Source organism: Rhizobium sp. P1_E6, assembly GCF_056405875.1.
Genome location: NZ_JBFUBG010000060.1, coordinates 1 through 18,610 on the forward strand (window position 1 = coordinate 1; position 18,610 = coordinate 18,610).

An 18,610-nucleotide genomic window follows, 5' to 3' on the forward strand; every position below is an offset into this window, starting at 1 on the left:
GTCGGGGGGGCAGCGTCGGGGGGGCAGCGCCAGCGCGTTGCAATCGCCCGCGCATTGATCCTCAAGTCCAGCGTGCTTCTCCTCGACGAGCCGACATCCGCACTCGACGTCTCCATCCAGGCCGAGATCCTCAATTTGCTGAAGGACCTGCGCGAAAGGGAAAAGCTGACCTACATTCTGGTCAGCCACGACATGGCTGTGATTGCTCATCTCTGTAATCGGGTCGCCGTCATGCAGGGCGGTATGTTCGTGGAAATCGCCTCGAGAGACGCTTTGCTCAGCGGAAATGTTGAACATCCCTATACGCGCACGCTTCTCGACGGCAGCAGGGGCTACCAACCCACGCGCCGCGCCGGATAGTGCGGGAATTTGCGGTACGCGACGACGTGAAAAGGGCAACCGTAGGAGCTTCAGCGGAAGTGGCCGAGTTTTGGGGTCAAGGGCTATCAAGGTGGCATGTCGGCCCCCTCATTTCGAATCCAAGTCTGAGCCCGATACTCTGATCGCCCAAGAGATCGCATAAGTCCGATCATCCCGGGATTTCATGATGCCGGCGGCCCTGTTCTCAGGGCACCGCTGCATTGATCGTCTTGCCGCATGGCAGCGACTCGCTAAGCTATTGATGTAGGCTTACGGGAGGTTGACTTGGCGGAAGGAGATTCGTCATGCACGAGCAGGTCGCGAGCGTTGCAAGTTACGGCGCCGAGCCGGGTTTGCGTTTCGCCGTGCTTCTTGACGGAAGCGGCGGTTGTCGCACCCTAGATATGGAGGCGGTGCGCCGATGGACGCCGGATGACGGCGTCGTCTGGCTGCATTTCGAGCGTGACCATCCGGCGGCTGCCGAATGGGTCACAACGAGAGGCGGATTCGATCCTCTGGTTGCCGACGCCCTGCTGCAGGAGGAATCGCGCCCGCGCGTCGAAAACATCGACGACGGACTGCTGATTATTCTTCGCGGCGTCTGTGCTGCGCCGCCCGAAGAAGCAAAAGCCGGGCCGGCCGAAATCGATCTCGTCCCCCTGCATGTATGGGCCGACGAGCGCAGGCTCGTGACCCTACGCGACAGCGGCCATTATATAACCGCCTTGCGCGATATCCGCCTTGCCCTGGACAAAGGCAAAGGCCCCAAACAGACGGGGGAACTGCTCGCTCTCGTCAGCGAAAAGCTGGTCCGCGACCTGGAGCCTGTGCTTGACACGATGGACGAAGAGGTCGACGAGCTGGACGAGCTGATCTTTCACGGCGAAGCCAGCGAAGTTCGCGAGCGGCTGAAGCAGCTTCGTCGCCGCTCCGTTCAACTTCGACGCTATCTTGCCCCTCAGCGCGACGCCTTGAACCGTATCGAACACGACGATGCGCCGTGGCTGAAGGAGCGTGACAAGCTGCGTTTCCGCGAGGTCATCGACAAGCTGATGCGCTTCATCGAATATCTCGACGCCATCCGCGACCGGACCGGCATTCTTCATGACGACCTGTCCACGGTCATCAGCGAGCGGATTGCCCGCAACTCCAACCGACTCGCCGCACTCGCCGCCCTGCTACTGCCGCCGAGCGTGGTGGCTGGTCTTTTCGGCATGAATGTCGGCGGCATCCCTGGTGTCAACGATACCTGGGCTTTCGTCATTATCGTTGCCTTCGTCGCGGTCACGTCGGTTGCGACGCTGATGGTCCTCAAGCGGATTAACTGGCTTTGAGTGGGTGAAGGCAAAGTTCCAGAGCCGACCTTTCGACCGGCTTCGCTCTCCTTGTGTCCAGGCTGAGTTCGGATCGCTCAGATCCCGGCATACCACTCGTAGCCGCGGTCCTCCCAGAAGCCACCATTGCCGCCCCACAAGCCGGCAAAACTGTCGACGATCTCAATGCGCATGATGTACTTGGCCTGCTTGTAGCCGAGTTGTCGTTCGACGCGCAGACGCAATGGCGCTCCRTGTCCGACGGCCAAATCCTTTCCGTTCATCTGATAAGCGAGGATGGTCTGCGGATGGAACGCGTCGATGAGGTCGATGCTCTCATAGTAGCGGCCACTTCCATCAAGTGTCTTCTCCAACTCGTCCCCACAGTGGAAGACCGCAAATCGTGCGTTMGGTCTGAGCCCTACCGAGTTCAAGACAGAACCAAGCGGAACGCCGGTCCATTTCCCGATCGCGCTCCACCCCTCGACGCAGTCGTGACGGGTGATCTGAGTGCGCGCCGGACGCGTCTTAAGGTCAATGAGGGAAAATTCCTGGGGCCGGTCGACGAGACCGTCGATCTTCAATCGCCAGTTCGCGAAATTGCCTTCGGCGAACTCGGTATAGTCCTCGCCATCTGGCGCGCTCGTGCCGTTCACCCTGAAAGTCGGAGAAATGTCCGTCTCGGCAAACTCGCGGGCGAGAGCATCGCGTCCCTGCAGCAGCCTTTGTGCCTTCATCGTCAGATTTTCGGCAGAGCGGATAACACTGCCCATAGCCGCATTTTGGTCCAGTATGTCGCAGCCGGCGAGCGCGAGTGCGGAGACGCCGAGCGTACTGCCGATCAGAAAACGCCTGCGGGTCAAGAAGTTGCTGGTCATGTATGTGGACCTTTCTCTCTGATGGCATAGCGACCCGTGATCATTGAGCGCATATTGTTCCAGGTTCCCGACAGTACGACCATCGCCACATGCACGAACACGAAGAGCACGAGAAGCGTTGCGGTCATGAAGTGGATCGTGCGCGCCGACTGGCGCCCRCCGAAAATGTCCACCAAGGTCGGCACGATGGCATCAAAGCCGGGGGACATTGTCAGGCCGGTCAGCAACATCGTCGGCAGCAGAATGACGATCACGGCGAGGTAGGTGAGCTTTTGAAGCGCGTTGTAGCGCTTCGCTTGTTCCCCTTCCGGGAAGCGCAGACGGGCATGGTCACGGATTTCGTGCCACAGATGACGCGGGGAAAGGTCTCTGCGCCCCGGGGCAACGTCACGTCGAAAATGACCGCTCAGGACGCTGAAGCCGAGGTAGAAAATGCCGTTGACGAGAAATAGCCAGGCAAAGAAGAAGTGCCAGCGGCGGCCGGTTGCGAGATCCTGAAACGACGGGATGGTCGCCCAGGCCGGAAACGCCCGCGGCGTCGGCTCTCCCTCAAAGGTCGAGACGCCCAGGATACCGGTCGTCGGCACCTCGACACCAGCGATCCGGACGAAACCACGCGTATCGTCGCCCTGTCCGCTCGAGCCGATCGTCAGTACAGATGGATCCCCGTCTGCACCATAGTGCCCCCAGTAAAGTTCGGGATGAGCGTTGAAAATCTGCAATCCGCTCAAGAGCAGGACGCTCAGACAGATCACGTTCAGCCAATGCGTCAGCCGCGTGACCAGGGAATGACGATGGATCATTAGCGTCCGGGGATACTGCATATTGTCGTTGTCGGGACTGTCGCTCATGGATGCGGCCCTCCGGTCGGGCTGAATTGTTGCGTATTTGCGATGAACAGCTGGAAGCCGCCGGTCGGCCAATGGGGCGGAAGCTGACCGGCGGCGACGTGGCTCACATGGGGGGCACCACGCCATTCTTGCCAACGATAACGCGATGCGCGACTGTCCCGCTCGAAGCCTTCTCGGCCGGGATAAACACGACTGCTCCTGCGACCAGGTCGTCCTTGGTTGCTGGGGCGATAGTCACGACCGGAGTACCGTCCGGAATGGAGATCTTCTTTTCCTTGCCGTGGTAGGACACGGTAACGGTCCGGCCGTCGACGTCCTTGACCGCATCGGCGACGGTAGCATTGGTCATGCTGCTGTTGGGCTTGAGGTCCCAGCCGAAGCTTCCCTCGCCGGCTCCCCTGAGTGCAGGCGGAAAGATCAGAACTTCAAGAGCGCCGTCTCCACCCTGCTCCTTCGGCAGGGAGGCGATGCCCACATAGTCTCCGGGCTGGATGTCGGAGACCTTCGCGTTAGCGACACTGGCGACCTGCCAGCCGTCGGCAAGAGCGACGTCAACGGTTTCTCCCTCGCGCGTCTTCACCTTCAAGGTAGCATCGGTGAAGTTGACGACACTGCCCCGGATGTTGAGTTCGGCCTTTTTGTCTTCGGCCTGGGCAGAGACCGGCGAAACAAGCGTTGCTGGAACGCCAACCAAGCCGGCGACCATGATTACTGGAAGAAGTCCGCGCAACATTTGAGGTTCCTTACCTACTAGTTGGTAGTTTCTGCGGCGCTGTTTTGCCACGCATGTTCCCCGTCGACGCGCCGCCCGGTCGCCGGGAATTAGATCACCGCGGCCGCAGCCGCYGAAGACTTGGCTCAAGAATCAGCTCAAAGACAGCAGGCGTTCCATAGGCTCGGGCCGACAGCATGGCACCGTGAACGGTGGCCATGAAAGCCTCTGCCTCTACGCGCGCCGGGCACGAGATCACCAGGGCTCCTTGCTGGTCACCACGCTCGATGACCGATGTCAGCCATCCTGAAAGATGTTGGAAATAGGCGCGCACTTCGACCGCGACCTCCGGAGGAAGGGCCGGCAGCTCGCTTGCAAGAAGCGCGCAGACACAAAACGGACGGCTTGCGTCCCCGATGCATTGAGCCCAAAAACCGGCATAGGTCTTCAGCAGCTCAAGCGGATCGCTAAACTTACTTTCGACCTCGGCCAAGCCAGTCACGGCGTTTGCGCGGTAGCGGGCGACAAGAGCACGCGCCAGATCGGCCTTGCTTGGAAAATGATGATGGATGCTGGCCTTGCGGATCCCGACAACCGCAGCGATGTCGGCGTAGCTGAACCCGTTATAGCCACCTGACACGATCAGCTTTTCCGCACTGTTCAGGATCTCGTCATAGGTATTCGAAAGATTGCTCATACGCCTGCATCTACCTTCTAGTAGGAAGATCGTCAACTGCGTATTCCTTCCTAATTCCGAAAGGTGCTCCAAAGCTGATGAACGGCGGCAGAGAGCCGCTATAGCCGCATCGATCACGGTAACAAGCATGGCTGGCTGGTGATCTCCCGCGACCTTGGCTATCTGCTCGAGGAGGAGGCGCCCGATGAGAAAGGCTCCTATGTTTTTACCGGAAGCGACCGTTCAACGATTAATTTCGCAGATCTATCGGGCAATCCCTCAAGGGCTTGCCCGACATATTCTTTCTCGGGGTGCAAAAAACGTCGATGATAGTCAGGATCATTCGATGGCTGCAGCGCTACTGCCGCTTGGCTGCGAGAGGCTGACACCCGGCTGGACGAGAATCTTCCCGCCCTCCGTCGTCGTGGCTATGATTCCGTCGCTGTAGATTTTGACGGAAGCAATCGTACCTTTGACCGTACCGTCTGCGCTTTCGATGTAGCTGCCGATATAGCTGCCGGCCTGGGCAAGGTTGGAGCCCGCCAGCAGGGCATCCAGCTTCTGATTCGTCTGGATCGTCTGCTCGACCTGCGAGAAACTGGCGAGCTGCGCCAGTTGTTCGCTGGCATCCACGGGGTCGGTCGGATCCTGGTTCTTCAGTTGCGCGATCAGAAGCTGCAAAAAGTCGTCATAATTCACCATCGCCTTCTGCTGGGCGGTAGCCGTGCTACCCGCCAGAGAGGAGCCGACGCCTGTGAGAGGATTTGTCGTCATAGTCGACCTCGGTTGTTTGGGGTTAAGGCTTAAAACGGCCTTCCAGTTTACGATCATTACCTACTAGTAGGTAGCCTGAAAAGCGTCTTCGGCATGAGATAGTGTTGGATAGGCTCAGTTGGTTGGCGCAAATGAACGACGCGCCAGTGCTTCGGATGATGCGTCAGAGAAGCGCACAATAATCTACCTTCTAGTAGGTTTGGTGTCAACGTGTGAGAAATGGTGCTGACTGCCCGGTGCTCCGCTTTCACGCCGTGCTCACAATGGGCAGGCAACGTCCGACACGGCCGGCCCATCAGCTGCCCGACCGTATAAGAGAACGCGCAATATCAATGATGTCATCGCATGGGCGATCGGATCTTCGTCGTTCCAGACGACATCGATCCGATCTTGAAGTCGATGCCGAACCGCCAGCGACGAGCGACCCTAACCAGAAGCTGTCGAAGCATCTCTCGCCATGTCTTCCGTCGGATCGTGCTCCTCGAGTCCTTGGCGAAATCGCACCACATGCCTGCTCGCGCATAATGTTTGGGCTAGCCGATCAGCCCAGGGAATCGACATTTTCAGGCGCGTCCGCCACGAGCCGTCGGGGACGACAAGCCGGCTGCGTCCGCCAACCACTCAYCGACGGCGAAGACCCAGTGCCCCTTGGGCGGCTTTCACAACTGCGTCGGTCGTGATGCCGAACTTCTTGTAAACGTCGTCGATCTTTCCCGACGCACCGAAGCTGTGCATGCCCACGAACCGTCCGTCGAGCCCGAGATATCTGTCCCAGCTATCCTGGACGGCCGCTTCGACAGCCACCCGTGCGGTTCCTTCTCCAAGAACCTCACGCCTATAGTCTGACGTCTGCGCCTCGAACAACAGGCGGCACGGCATGGAGACGACCGCGGTTGGAATGCCTTCCGCCTGGAGCCTCGTCCTCGCCTCGACGGCGAGATGCAATTCCGATCCGGTCGACATGATCGTCAGCTCTCGAGCGCCGCCCACGGCCTCAAGTAGGACGTATCCGCCCTTTGCCGACAGGTTGAGAGAGCCCGGTTCCTTTCTCAGAAGCGGCATGGGCTGGCGGGACAGCGCGATCAGGGCTGCCTGCCGCGGGGCGTCGAGAATGGCCTGCCAGCATTCGGCCGTCTCGATCGGATCACCCGGGCGGAACACGGCAAGACCCGGGATAGCACGCAGGGCGGTCAGATGTTCGACCGGCTGATGGGTTGGGCCGTCCTCACCGAGACCGATCGAGTCATGCGTCATCACGAAGATCGAACGCACCTCCATCATCGCCGCCAACCGGATGGACGGTCGGGCATAATCAGAGAAGGTCAGAAAGGTGCCGCCATAGGGGATCAGCCCACCATGAAGGGCGATACCGTTGATGGCCGCAGCCATGCCGTGTTCACGCACACCGTAGTGGACGTAGGATCCATTATACTTGCCGGGTTCGATGTCGACCATGGACTTGGCGCGCGTGTTGTTCGACGGTGTCAGGTCCGCCGATCCGCCGATGAGCTCAGGGAGGGCTTCGGCAAGGTGGTTGAGAACAATCCCGCTCGCTTGTCTGGTGGCAAGGTCCTTGTCAGCAGACAGAAGCTCCTGTTTTGCTGCCTCTATCGCTTTCGTCCAGTCGGCAGGCAGCTCCCCTTTCATACGGCGCTCGAAGTTCCGGCGAACATCGTCCTTCGCCGTCTGGACCCGAACAGCCCAGGCCATTCGGGCGTTGCGTCCCTTCGCGCCGATCTTTCGCCAGGCTTCCAGAAGGTCGGATGGGATCTCGAAGGGTGGCGCAGTCCAGCCGAGAAGCTTGCGGGCGCCGGCAATTTCCTCTTCGCCCGGAGCATCACTATGGGCCTTCTGCGTGCCGGCGCGGGTGGGAAAGCCGAAACCGATGATGGTTTTGCAGGCGATCAGCGATGGGCGATCGGTGACCCGCTGCGCTTCGACGATCGCGTTTCGGATGGCGTCGGTATCGTGTCCGTCGATTTCCTGGACATGCCAGTTCGACGCGCGGAACCGCGCCGGTTGATCGTCGGATTCCGCAAGACTTGTCGCGCCGTCGATCGATATCGAATTGTTGTCCCAGAACGCAATCAGCTTGCCGAGCTTCAAATGGCCGGCGAGCGATATAGCCTCCTGGCTGATGCCCTCCATGAGGCATCCGTCGCCGAGGAAGACATAGGTATGGTGGTTTGAAAGATCGTCACCGAACCTGGCGTTCATGATGCGCTCGGCAAGTGCGAAACCGACGGAATTGGCAATGCCCTGTCCGAGCGGACCCGTGGTCGTCTCAATGCCCGTGGCATGATGATATTCCGGATGCCCCGCCGTCCTACTGCCGACCTGCCGGAAGTTCTTGATTTCCTCGATCGTCATATCCCGGTAGCCGGTCAGGTAAAGCAGGCTGTAGAGCAGCATCGAGCCGTGCCCGTTGGAGATCAGGAAACGATCCCGATCGAACCAGTAGGGGTCTTCTGCATCGAAATGCAGAAAATCGGAAAAGAGCACGGTGGCAATGTCGGCCATGCCCATCGGCATGCCGGGATGCCCGCTCTTGGCCTTCTCGACGGCGTCCATCGAGAGAAACCGGATGCAATTGGCCATGTCGCGCAGATGCCGGTCGCGAGGCGCCGGTACTGACTTAGGGGATTCCGTCATGATCGTTTCCTCGGGAACTGGTGAAGGACACGCCGAAACATAGGGCCCGACGTGGACCGGGCTACTGCGACATGTTGAAACTTTGACCGAAACGTCTCATCCAAGGATTACATCGCCGCCACGGCCGTTTCCGAGCTCCCGTTGAGACAGGCGCTATGCGTCCCGGTCCCGCTATGCGCGCGATCGAGTTCCAAGCGATCGACAACGGGTTCGAGATGCACAGCGATAATATGCCGGATACGGATGCGGCTAACCTTGCTGCAGCCGCCAGGTCCGGATTTCAAATGGCATGATGTCGGCAGGTCCGGCACGTTTGATCGGCTCTTCGAGGATGTTCAGAGCCCCGGAAGCCTGCCACCCTGCCGGCAAGGCGAGTTTCAGGCGACCGCGCCTGCCTGCCGGCTCGTAGAGCCGCAGGATAAGGCCGTCTCCCTCCTCCGCCGGTTTCAGCCCCGAAAAGGCGACTGGTGTGCCCTCTACACCCAGCGGTGACAGCGTGCCCGCCGCAAGACCGCTCGCCTCGATGGTCACGAGCGGCTGATTGAGATCGATCGCCTCCTCCAGAACACCCCCTTCATGCCAGGCGCCTGCATGCGGCAGCAGCGCATAGGTGAAGCTCTGCTCGCCTTCGTCGGCAAGCGGATCGGGATAGATCGGCGAGCGCACGAGGCTCATGCCGATGACATTGCCGCGCGCACTGTGGCCGTATTTGGCATTGTTGAGCAAAGCGACACCAAAGCCCGGTTCGCTGATATCGACAAACCGATGAGCGGCAGCCTCGAACATTGCCTGTTCCCAGGAAGTGTTCGTGTGCGTCTGGCGCTCGACGATGCCATAAGCGCATTCGAAGGTGGCAGTGCGTGAGCGCACGGCGACCGGGTTCAGCGTCCTCAGCAGTGTGCGACGGTCATGCCAATCGATCGTCGTCTCGATATCGAGCCTGCACGCGTTGGCCGTCAGCACGTAAAGCTGCCTGACCGTCGAAGCTCGGTACCGGTAAACGACACGGATCGCCGCACGATGTGCCCCCTGCTCAACAAGGGTGATGCTTTCAGGCTTGTCGAGGCGGACGGCCTTTTCGGCATAGTCGGCATCGACGTCCCAGGCATCCCAGTTGCGCGGCTTGTCGGCCGGATAGACCCAGAGCTGGTTTGCGGCACCCTCGATCGCTTCCCTGCCGGTTGCCTTGTGAACAAGGCTCGAAACGGCGCCATCCTTGCCAATCACGACAGACAGATGCTCGTTTTCGAGGCTGTGCGCGCCGGCTTTCAGCGTACCGGCGGGCTTCAATGCCTTGCGGTCAAAGACCGCGACGGAAAGAGGTGCGACGGGATCGGCAGATGACACGACCGTTCCATCGGACAGCCGAGCAGTCAGTGGCCGCGGTGCGAGCGAAGGATTGACGGCAACCAGCGCATCCGCCACCCCGCCTGCCGGAAGCTGGGCCGATAGCGCCTTCAAAGCCTTGGCCTGCTCCGCCTTGGCATTGCCGATGGCGCCGTCGAGTTCCTGTTCGGCATCGATATAGACTTCGCGGATGCTCGAACCCGGCAGAATATCGTGAAATTCGTTCTTGAGGACGACGCGCCAATCCGCTTCCAGGCTTTGCGGTTTGGCAGCACCCAGCAGATGGGCGAGCGAAGCGAGCGTTTCCGCCGTGATCAGCGCTCGTTCGGCCTGGCGGTGCTTGCGCTTGACGCCGCTTTGCGTCGTCAGCGTCGCGCGGTGGAGTTCGAGATAGATCTCGCCATCCCAGACTGGAAGCTCCTTTTCCGCTGCAGTCCGGTGGGCCTCTTCGTAAAAGCCCTTCACCGTACCCCAGCGCGCTTTGGGGATTGCCGGAAAGTCACGCAGTTGTACTTCGCGTTCCACCATCTCCGGGGTAACACCACCGCCGCCATCCCCGTAGCCGACCGCCAGCAGCGACGTGTCGTGCTGCGTCTTGCCGCGGAAATTCTTCCAGGTCGGCACGAAGCAATCTGGCCGCACGAAACCATTATAGCCCTGCATGGGATTGTCGAACGTATGGGTCAGGACCTTGCTTCCATCCAGCCCTTTCCACCAGAAAAGGTCGGACGGAATATGATTGCTCTCGCTCCAGTTCACCTTGATCGTGAAGAAGCTGTCGATGCCTCCAAGCTGCAGGATCTGCGGCAAGGCACCCGAAAAGCCGAAGCAGTCCGGCAGCCAGCAGACCGTGTGGCGCAAGCCGAAGTGTTTCTCGAAATAGCGCTGCCCATAAAGCACCTGCCGTGCAAGGCTTTCACCGGTCGGCATGTTGGTGTCGGGTTCAACCCACATGCCGCCGACAGTTTCCCACTTGCCCTCGGCGACCTTCGTCTTGATCCGCTCGAGAAGTTCGGGATCATCCTCCTCCATCTGCGCATAATAATGAGCGGTCGATTGATTGAAGCGGAAGTCGTCCGACCGCTCCATCAGCGAGAGCGCGGTGCTGAAGGTGCGGCGCATCTTCCGGCGCGTCTCGCCATAGGGCCAAAGCCAGGCGAGGTCGATATGGGCATGAYCGGTCAGCAGCAGTTCGCCGTTCGGCGGAAAACGCTTCTGCAGCTCCTTCAGTCGTGCGATCAGCTGACCATAGGCGGCGCCCACCGAAGCACTCTGCGCTTCATTAAGGCCGGCCGGGTTTGCCTCAAGCTCTGGCAATTCCCAGATCTTCTGCTGCATCACTGCACCGGATGTGCGCGAAATATAGGCTGACGTGTCCGAAGGCCAGTCGAGGCTGCGCAGCGCCTGTTCGGCCACATCGAGCAGGTGCGGCACGACCTCATGGCTTTCGAGTACGTCAGCAGCCTCGCCGATTTGCCGTAACAGGAGGTGCAGTTTGTGGACCGGCTCGTCCAGCCAGATCAGCCGCGCTTTGTTCAGCTTCGGCGTCCTGTTCGGCTCTCCAAAGGGAAAGCGTGCAACGCTGTCAGTGGTGATCGAGAACTCCCTGCCTTTGATCGAGAATTCCTGATGATAGGGGTCAAGTCCGAACGTCTCGGTCTGGCCGCCCGGATAGCGCAACGTGATCAAGCTCTCACCGCCGAGATCGAGCTGCAGGCGAACCTCATCGATTGGCCAGTCGCGCGGCGCTGTAGCGGAAGCCGAAAAATGAACCGTTCCCTTGCTGTTCGGCCAGTCCTGATGATGGGCGATCGGCTCGCCGTTAAAGGTCCAGCCGTCGATCACGACGCTTTGCCTGTCGCGCCAGTGAGCAAGCTCGGCTGTACGCACCTTCAGACGATCGAGGCGTTGGGCAATGGTGAGAGACATGGCGGGTCCTATGGAAATATCGGCAACTGACGAGCGGGGAGAAAACATGTCGCGCCAAACAGGCCGCAAGCACCGCATCCCGTCTCCTCCAACCGAGGCGCGTGGCTAGCCTTAGATTAAGTAACTTTGTTTTCACGTCAAGCGCACAAGAAAATAAGTTGCGAGGGTTTTGCGTGTGATACACAAGCATTCAGGTGCTTAGGGAAGACGGTTATGCGGTATCTTCGATCCGGGCCGCGGCGACGTCAGACAGAAGAAACGGCCGTTTCGCGGGGAAAAACAATTGGTCTGCGATCAGGGGAAATCGCCGACAGAAATATCCGCGTCATTCTGGAGGCGATCCGCCGGCACGGTCCGTTGACCCGTATGGAACTCGGCCAGCATTCCGGCCTCACCGGGCCAGGAATTACCAACATTCTGCGCCGCCTCAGTGATGGGGGATTGGTGACGTCGCACCGTCGCAATGGCGCCGGCAATAGCGCAACCGCTACCGAATTCGCCCTGCGGCCGGATGGTGCGTTTTCGATCGGTGTCAGGGTTCGCCGTAACCGGGGCGAAGCCGTCCTTATCGATCTCAGCGGCCAAGTTCATGATCGCGAATACTTTCCCCTCACCTCAACGACGAGAGTCCCTTCAATCCTTTCCGCCACCCAAGCCATCATCGGCAGACATGCGGGCCTGCCGATTATCGGCTTGGGGATCGGGGCAAACGACTGGAGCGCAGAGGAAAGCGATGAGCTCGACGCAGCATCGACGCTTGCCCGTAGCCATGTGGAGAACGAGTGCACTGCAAGCCTGCTAGCCGAGCGCACCATCGGCGCGCCTGCCCCCGAAGGCGGACTGGCAATGATCATCATCGACGATGATGTCCAGGCCGGCTTCCTCGTTCGCGGCATTCCTTATTCAGGCATGCATGGACGCGCGGGCAGTATCGGCGAGATGCTGACCGGCCCCGACAATGTCCGCCTGAACACCGTAGTCGGCTTCGCTGCCCTGCGTGCGCTGGTCAGCGATGACGAATTCGAGCGCCTTATTGCGGGTGAGGAACCCTCCTCCCCTCAGTTGACGCAGTGGATCCGCGATGCCGCAAGCCACCTGCTCGACCCGATTATAGYGATGGCCGGCTTCATTGCTCCCGGCGTCATCATGATTGGCAGCGATCTGCCACGAAGCGTTATCGAGGCACTGATCCACCAGCTCTCCGTCGAACGCCGCGACACATCCAAACGGCCCTTCCTGACGCCGTGGATTTCACCGATGAAGCCGGCAAGCTTCAGCGGCGGCGGCGTGGCGCTGGGGGCGGCATTATTGCCTTTCCTCCACGCCTTGCTGCCTCCGATTTCCGCCTGACGTCCGGTTTGTCGGATCAGGCAAGTGCCTCGTCCGTGTGGCTGATATCCGAAGCTAGCGCCTTGTCGAGCACCTTCTGGATATTCGCCGCTCTACGGAACGAAGGTTCCTGGGTTCTACCCGACCGGACGGCCTGCACGAACCGCTGGTAATTTGTCTCCACCGGATCGAAGGGAATGTCGCGCCATGTTGCGGTATGAACATCTTCGCCGAGGCAGGCGCGAAGCGTCGACTTTCCGGTATCGTAGATCATCTCGATCGAACCGGTCTCGCCATAGACCCTGAGACGCAACTGATCCATCTGACCAGCAGCGGTTCGGGTCGCCTGGATGGTGCCGATTGCACCGGTCGTGAAGTCGACGTTCATGGTAAAACTGTCATTCGCATCGAGATCATATTCGCCGATCCTGTCGTCCGGCGCCTTGTTGAAGGTTTTCAGCCGCGCGAAGACGTGGGCGACGTCGAGACCCGAACCGTAGGACGCGAAATCTACAATATGGATGCCGATATCGCCGAGCGCGCCGTTCGACCCGTGCTTCTTGCTGAGGCGCCACAGCCATTTGCTCTCGCTCTTCCAGTCGCCCCAATGGCGCCCGACAAGCCAGCTCTGCAGATGCGATGCCTCGACATGCCTGACCTCTCCGATCTCACCGGCAAGCACCATCTGCCGGCCCGTCTGCAAGGCGGGCGAATTGCGATAGGTGAAGTTGACCATGCCGACCTTGCCGGCTTTCTCGATGGCATCGGTCATTTCCATCGCCTTGATGGCGTCGGTCGCCAGCGGTTTTTCGCAAAACACATGCTTGCCCGCCGCAATCGCTTGAAGCGTTGTCGGGTGGTGGATGCGGTCGGGCGTGACGTTGGCAACGGCATCGAACTCGCCCCAGGCAAGGGCCTCCTCCAGCGTGCTGAAATGGTTGGGAATGCCGTGTTCCGAACAAAAGGCCGCCAGCCGCTCGGGCACGACATCGACGCCGCCCACGACGCTGACGCCGTCGATCGCCTTGAAATTTGCAGCGTGCTGGTTGGCCATTCCACCAGTGCCGAGAATGAGTAAGCGCATCTTCTCCTCCATAGATATCGGGGTCAGCCACCTCACGTAGCCGAGACAAAACCTCGCCTGCGCCATCGCGGACGGCCGCAACGGCTCGGAGTTCTGTGATCTGGAAATGCGGCTGCGGTCCGCTAACTGGTGTTGAATGTCGCCGGCATCTTAATCCTCCCAAGCTGCGGCTTGACATCAAATCAAAGTAACTTAATCTAATTAATGCAGCATGGAAATGAGGAGAGGTCAACCGACCACCAGGCTGTATCCGTTTAAAATGGGGAGGAGACCCATCATGAAGAGAGCGTTCATCAGCGCATTAGCGCTGAGCACAATGTTATTTTCAGTGCCTACGGTATTTGCCCAGGAGCTCGCGACAAAGGACAGGATCGGCGCTGCCGATGCGCCGAAAACCCTGGTCGTCCGGCTCACGAACGACAGTCCCAACAACGCCGATCCGGCAATTGCCGACGGCTATCAGAAACTCTTCGTCGATTTCATCAAGAAGCATCCCGACTGGAAACTGCAGATGCAGTTCATGTCGGCCGACATTGGCACCGAACAGGCCAAGATGCTGGAGCAGGCCAAGGCCGGCAATGCTCCGGATTGCGCCGCAGTCGATTCCTTCGTGCTCTCGCAGTTCATGGTCAACCATGTGCTCGCCGACTTCACGCCTTACTTCTCCAAGGAAGAGGTCGCCGATCTGTTCCCCTTCATCCGCAGCGGCATCACCGACAAGGATCAGACGATCCGTGCGTGGTGGTGGGATACGGACCTTCGCGTGCTCTATCGCAACAAGTCCATCGTTGCCGATGCACCGCAGACCTGGGACGATCTGAAAAAGGCCGGGCTTTCCTCCGTTGAGCAGGGCATGGAAGGTATCCTCTTCAACGCCGGTCGCTACGAGGGGTCCACCTTCGACTGGCTGGCGAACTACTGGGCGCTCGGCGGAAAACTCGTCGACGATTCCGGCAAGCCGGTCTTCGGTGAGGGCGAAAACAAGGAGAAATTCCTCAAAGCCCTGAACTACTACAAGGACCTCGTCGATTCCGGTGCAGCGCCGAAGCGCGTGACAACCATCGGCAACTATGACGACCTGAACGCCGCCGCGGCGGCCGGAACCACCGCGCTCTTCATCGGCGGCAACTGGCAATATGCCCAGCTGAAGGTCACGCTCGACGAGGAAGAGTTCAAGAACTGGACCTTCTCGCCGATCCCCGGCCCGACCGCCGATCAGCGCTCCACGGGTACCGGCGGATGGACGATCGCCTCGTTCAGCAAGGACAAGGACAAGGTGGAGATGTGCGCCAACCTTGCCCGCGAAGTCTATATGGGACCGGCAAACGCGCTGCAGCAGCAGCTGCCGACGCGCAAGTCGCTCTTCGACAAATATGATGTCTTCGCGACCGAAGCCAACAAGACTTTTGCCGGGGCTCTCGTCAACGGTCAGGCCCGTCCAGGCGCCCCGATCTATCCGGAAATCTCCAACCAGATCCAGATCATGATGGGCGACGTGCTCTCCGGGACCAAGAAGCCGGATGAGGCTCTGGACGCCGCGTTCAACGCGACGATGGAGGCTTACAAGCGTCTCTAACGATTGAGATCGCGGCGACGCCCGTGACGGGCGTCGCCGGTCGTGTCAAACCCGGACAGAGAAGCCCAATGAGCCCCATTGCCATCGAGGTTGCCAGCCCGCCTCACAGCAGATCGTTCATGCGCCGTTTTGCCGGGGCACCATTGCCCTGGATCATGCCCGTGATCATCGTCATCGGCATCTTCTATCTCTACCCTGTCATCGACGTGTTCCGTCTGTCGTTCACCAACGCAACGCTGATCGGTGACAATCCGGTCTATACGCTTGGCACGATTACGAACGCGCTGACTTCGCCACAGCTGCCCGACATCATGTGGGCAACCCTGATCTTCGTCGGCGGCAGCGTCATCGGCCAGCAGATACTGGGTCTTGCCGTTGCCGTCGTCGTCATCAGAGGCGAAAAGCGCGGCCTGTTCGGCACGACCATCCTGCGCACCACCGCACTCATCGCCTGGGTCGTGCCGGGCATTGCGGGCGGCATCATCTGGCAGATGCTGTTTTCCGAAGCCCCCTATGGCGCGCTGAACAGCATCTTGCGGCTCATGCACCTGCCTGTTGTCGCGTGGCTTTCCGATCCCGCGATCGCCCCATGGTCGGCGCTGATCTCAAATATCTGGCGCGGCACGGCCTTCTCGATGGTCGTCATGTACGCCGCCCTCAAAGCGATCGACCCCTCGCTCTATGAAGCGGCCGATGTCGACGGCGCAACGGGCTCACAACAATTCCTCTTCATCACCCTTCCCCAGTTGCGCGCGGCCATGCTCGTCAACATGATCCTCATAACCATCATGACGCTCAACACCTTCGACGCGATCATCACGCTGACGGGCGGCGGACCCGGGCGCGCCACCGAGGTCATCTCGCTCTATGTGTTCAATATTGTCTTCCGCAATTACGACCTTTCCGGCGGGAGTGTGCTCTCCGTACTGATGCTGATAATCAGCCTCGGACTTGCCTTTGTTTACGCATCGTTCCTGCCGAAGGAGGAAGAGCAATGAGCAGGCGCACCGGCACACGCTTCGGCGACTTCCTGAGCTACCTTTTCATGCTGGCGATGTTCGTCTTCTTCGCCGGTCCCCTCTCCTATCTCCTGTCGATGGCCTTGCGTGACAGACGCGAAATCTATCGCGGCGTAGCGCGCTACATCCCGCACAATCCGACCATCGACAATTTCGTTACCGTCCTCAACAACAGCTACTTCCCGATCTATCTGTGGAACGGCCTGAAGCTCGCAGCCTTCAGCGGTTTCGGCGTCCTGATCGTCGCCTTGCCCGCAGCTTACGCATTTTCCCGCTTCCAATTCAGGGGCAAGGGCCTGTCGATGATGGGGCTTCTTCTGTTCCAGATGATCTCACCGTTGGTCATCATGGTGCCGCTCTACCGCTACATGAACCGTCTCGGCCTGCTCGACACGCATTTTGCGGTCACGATGGTCTACATCGCTCTCGGCGTACCGCTCGCGACGTGGCTGTTGAAAAGCACAGTAGACAGCATTCCGCGCAGTCTCGACGAGGCGGCAATGATCGACGGATGCAACCGGTTTTCGGTGTTTTGGCGGATCGTCTTGCCACTTTCGGCGCCTGGCATCGCTTCCGTCTTCATCATCACCGTAATTGCGGGGTGGTCGCAATTCCTCGTGCCTTTTCTTCTGCTCACGCAAAACAATCTGATGCCGATCGGCGTCGGGATCTTTAACTTCCGTGGCATGCAGACCGACTCGTCCATCCAGCTGCTCGCGGCCGCCTGCCTGATCTCCGTCGTGCCGGCGATCGTGGCGTTCCTGTCGCTCCAGCGGCTGATCCTCGGCGCCATGACCAGCGGCGCGGTGAAGGGGTAAGACCGGTTTGCGTATCCGTGGCTGACAGAGGATTTCGACCCATGAACCAAACGACCGGCGCCAGGCTGTCTCCCGACCTGACGGGGGCCAATGTCGAGGACGCGGGCGAGCACAACAGAGCCGTCGTGCTGCGTTGCATCCATCGGCAGGCACCAATTTCGCGCGCCGAGATCGCCCGACAGACCGGTTTTACGAAACCGGCGATCGCCCGGATCGTTGATCGCCTGCTCGACGAGGGCCTGATCATCGAAGCCCGCCGTCGGCATGGACTACGGGGCCAACCGGCAATCGAGCTCGAGATCAATCCCGACGCCTTCTTCGCGATCGGCATCAACATCGATCGCGATCACCTGACGATTGTCGCCGTCGATGCCGTCGGCAACGTACGCGCCCGCGTGCACCACGAAAAACGCTATGTGCGCCCGGCCGAATTCATGCAGCTAACGGCTGACGCGATATCGCATTTCCAGCGAAGCCGCCTGATCGACGACGCGCATCTGGCCGGCATCGGTCTTGCCATGCCGGACTGGCTCGGAGAGATCCCCTTCCTTGGCATGCCCGACGACTATTCGGAATGGATGGAATTCGACGTGCGCGCAGCACTCGAAAGCCTGACGCAGCATCCGGTCTTCATCGAAAATGAGACCAATGCCGCAGCGCTTGCAGAGCTCGACTACGGCCTCGGGGCGGAAAGCCGCAGCTTCTTTTATATCGCCATCAATGCCTGCCTGGGCGGAGGCCTTGTGCTCGATGGCAACGGCCATCGTGGCGCCATGGCGCTGAGCGGCGAAATCGGTTGGCTGCCGATTGCCGATGATCGGGACAAGGAAGCGCCGAAAGTCGATCTTCTCGGCGAGATGGTGACGATGTTTTTCCTCTACAAGTTTCTTGGCGAGCACGGCGTCCATGCAAGCCTGCCTCAAGACCTCCTGGCACTTGATGCACGCGGCAAAGCTCTGGTGTCGACGTGGCTGAAGGAAATGAGCGCGCATCTTGCAGTTGCGGTCAAGCATATCGGCATGATCGTCGATCCCGACGCCATCATCATCGGCGGCCGACTGCCGATCCGCATGATCGACGAGTTGCTGCGTTACGTTCACGAACATCTGACGGCCGGAGACACCACGTTGCCCTCACTGCATCGTGCCTCGATCGGCGAGGATGCTTCGGCGCTCGGTGCGGCAGCGATGCCGATGGGTGCAGCCCTGATGCTGGCATCTGCCGACGCAGTGCAACGCACCCGTTCGCCCCTCAAATTCATGGATCGCCTGAACAATTGAAACAGCCGGCAA

At 59.9% G+C, this 18,610-nt stretch carries 15 protein-coding genes; 7 read left to right on the forward strand and 8 right to left on the reverse strand.

Translation table 11 applies throughout. The features are described 5' to 3' along the window. A partial coding sequence (locus AC1D35_RS23630; RefSeq protein ID WP_477940267.1) for an ABC transporter ATP-binding protein occupies window positions 1-360 on the forward strand: 360 nt, incomplete at its 5' end. Window positions 361-665: 305 nt separating this feature from the next. Further along, complete coding sequence (locus AC1D35_RS23635; protein WP_113312059.1) at window positions 666-1,694, forward strand: zinc transporter ZntB; 1,029 nt, start codon at window positions 666-668, stop codon at window positions 1,692-1,694. 77 nt (window positions 1,695-1,771) lie between these two features. On the opposite strand, the gene AC1D35_RS23640 is transcribed toward AC1D35_RS23635, so the two are convergent. From AC1D35_RS23640 to AC1D35_RS23670, 7 genes are all read right to left on the reverse strand, one after another. Next, window positions 1,772-2,551, reverse strand: coding sequence for a molybdopterin-binding protein (locus tag AC1D35_RS23640; RefSeq protein ID WP_477940269.1), 780 nt, complete (start codon window positions 2,549-2,551; stop codon window positions 1,772-1,774). After that, a complete protein-coding gene (locus AC1D35_RS23645; RefSeq protein WP_477940270.1) occupies window positions 2,548-3,402 on the reverse strand; it encodes a cytochrome b/b6 domain-containing protein in 855 nt (284 codons plus the stop codon). Before AC1D35_RS23645 ends, AC1D35_RS23640 begins: the two co-directional genes overlap by 4 nt. Before the next feature lie 103 nt (window positions 3,403-3,505). After that, the gene (locus tag AC1D35_RS23650; protein ID WP_477836889.1) at window positions 3,506-4,108 is read right to left on the reverse strand and encodes a hypothetical protein; all 603 of its coding nucleotides are present in this window, start codon (window positions 4,106-4,108) and stop codon (window positions 3,506-3,508) included. Window positions 4,109-4,229: 121 nt separating this feature from the next. Further along, the gene (locus AC1D35_RS23655) at window positions 4,230-4,811 is read right to left on the reverse strand and encodes a TetR/AcrR family transcriptional regulator (protein ID WP_477940271.1); all 582 of its coding nucleotides are present in this window, start codon (window positions 4,809-4,811) and stop codon (window positions 4,230-4,232) included. A gap of 318 nt (window positions 4,812-5,129) precedes the next feature. After that, window positions 5,130-5,564 (reverse strand): flagellar hook assembly protein FlgD, encoded by a 435-nt coding sequence (gene flgD, locus AC1D35_RS23660; protein ID WP_477940273.1) that lies wholly within the window; start codon window positions 5,562-5,564, stop codon window positions 5,130-5,132. Between the two features lie 621 nt (window positions 5,565-6,185). Further along, a complete protein-coding gene (gene tkt, locus AC1D35_RS23665) occupies window positions 6,186-8,216 on the reverse strand; it encodes a transketolase (protein ID WP_113508028.1) in 2,031 nt (676 codons plus the stop codon). Window positions 8,217-8,465: 249 nt separating this feature from the next. Continuing rightward, window positions 8,466-11,492: an alpha-mannosidase gene (locus AC1D35_RS23670; RefSeq protein ID WP_477940276.1), complete on the reverse strand. Its 3,027-nt coding sequence runs from the start codon at window positions 11,490-11,492 to the stop codon at window positions 8,466-8,468. Between the two features lie 213 nt (window positions 11,493-11,705). Here AC1D35_RS23670 and AC1D35_RS23675 point away from each other — a divergent pair, with 213 nt between their 5' ends. Continuing rightward, window positions 11,706-12,842 (forward strand): ROK family transcriptional regulator, encoded by a 1,137-nt coding sequence (locus AC1D35_RS23675; RefSeq protein ID WP_477940278.1) that lies wholly within the window; start codon window positions 11,706-11,708, stop codon window positions 12,840-12,842. A 16-nt stretch (window positions 12,843-12,858) separates the two neighbouring features. Here AC1D35_RS23675 and AC1D35_RS23680 read toward each other — a convergent pair whose 3' ends face one another. Further along, window positions 12,859-13,905 (reverse strand): Gfo/Idh/MocA family protein, encoded by a 1,047-nt coding sequence (locus AC1D35_RS23680; RefSeq protein ID WP_477940280.1) that lies wholly within the window; start codon window positions 13,903-13,905, stop codon window positions 12,859-12,861. A 277-nt stretch (window positions 13,906-14,182) separates the two neighbouring features. Here AC1D35_RS23680 and AC1D35_RS23685 point away from each other — a divergent pair, with 277 nt between their 5' ends. The 4 genes from AC1D35_RS23685 (at window position 14,183) to AC1D35_RS23700 (ending at window position 18,598) form a co-directional block, all read left to right on the forward strand. Beyond that, window positions 14,183-15,481 carry an extracellular solute-binding protein gene (locus AC1D35_RS23685; protein WP_477940281.1) on the forward strand — a complete coding sequence of 433 codons (1,299 nt, stop codon included), beginning with the start codon at window positions 14,183-14,185 and terminating at the stop codon, window positions 15,479-15,481. 68 nt (window positions 15,482-15,549) lie between these two features. Continuing rightward, complete coding sequence (locus AC1D35_RS23690) at window positions 15,550-16,479, forward strand: carbohydrate ABC transporter permease (protein WP_113299501.1); 930 nt, start codon at window positions 15,550-15,552, stop codon at window positions 16,477-16,479. Beyond that, window positions 16,476-17,318 carry a carbohydrate ABC transporter permease gene (locus AC1D35_RS23695; protein WP_113312068.1) on the forward strand — a complete coding sequence of 281 codons (843 nt, stop codon included), beginning with the start codon at window positions 16,476-16,478 and terminating at the stop codon, window positions 17,316-17,318. Before AC1D35_RS23690 ends, AC1D35_RS23695 begins: the two co-directional genes overlap by 4 nt. Window positions 17,319-17,359: 41 nt before the next feature. Then, the gene (locus AC1D35_RS23700; protein WP_113312069.1) at window positions 17,360-18,598 is read left to right on the forward strand and encodes an ROK family transcriptional regulator; all 1,239 of its coding nucleotides are present in this window, start codon (window positions 17,360-17,362) and stop codon (window positions 18,596-18,598) included. The last annotated feature ends 12 nt before the right edge of the window (window positions 18,599-18,610 follow it).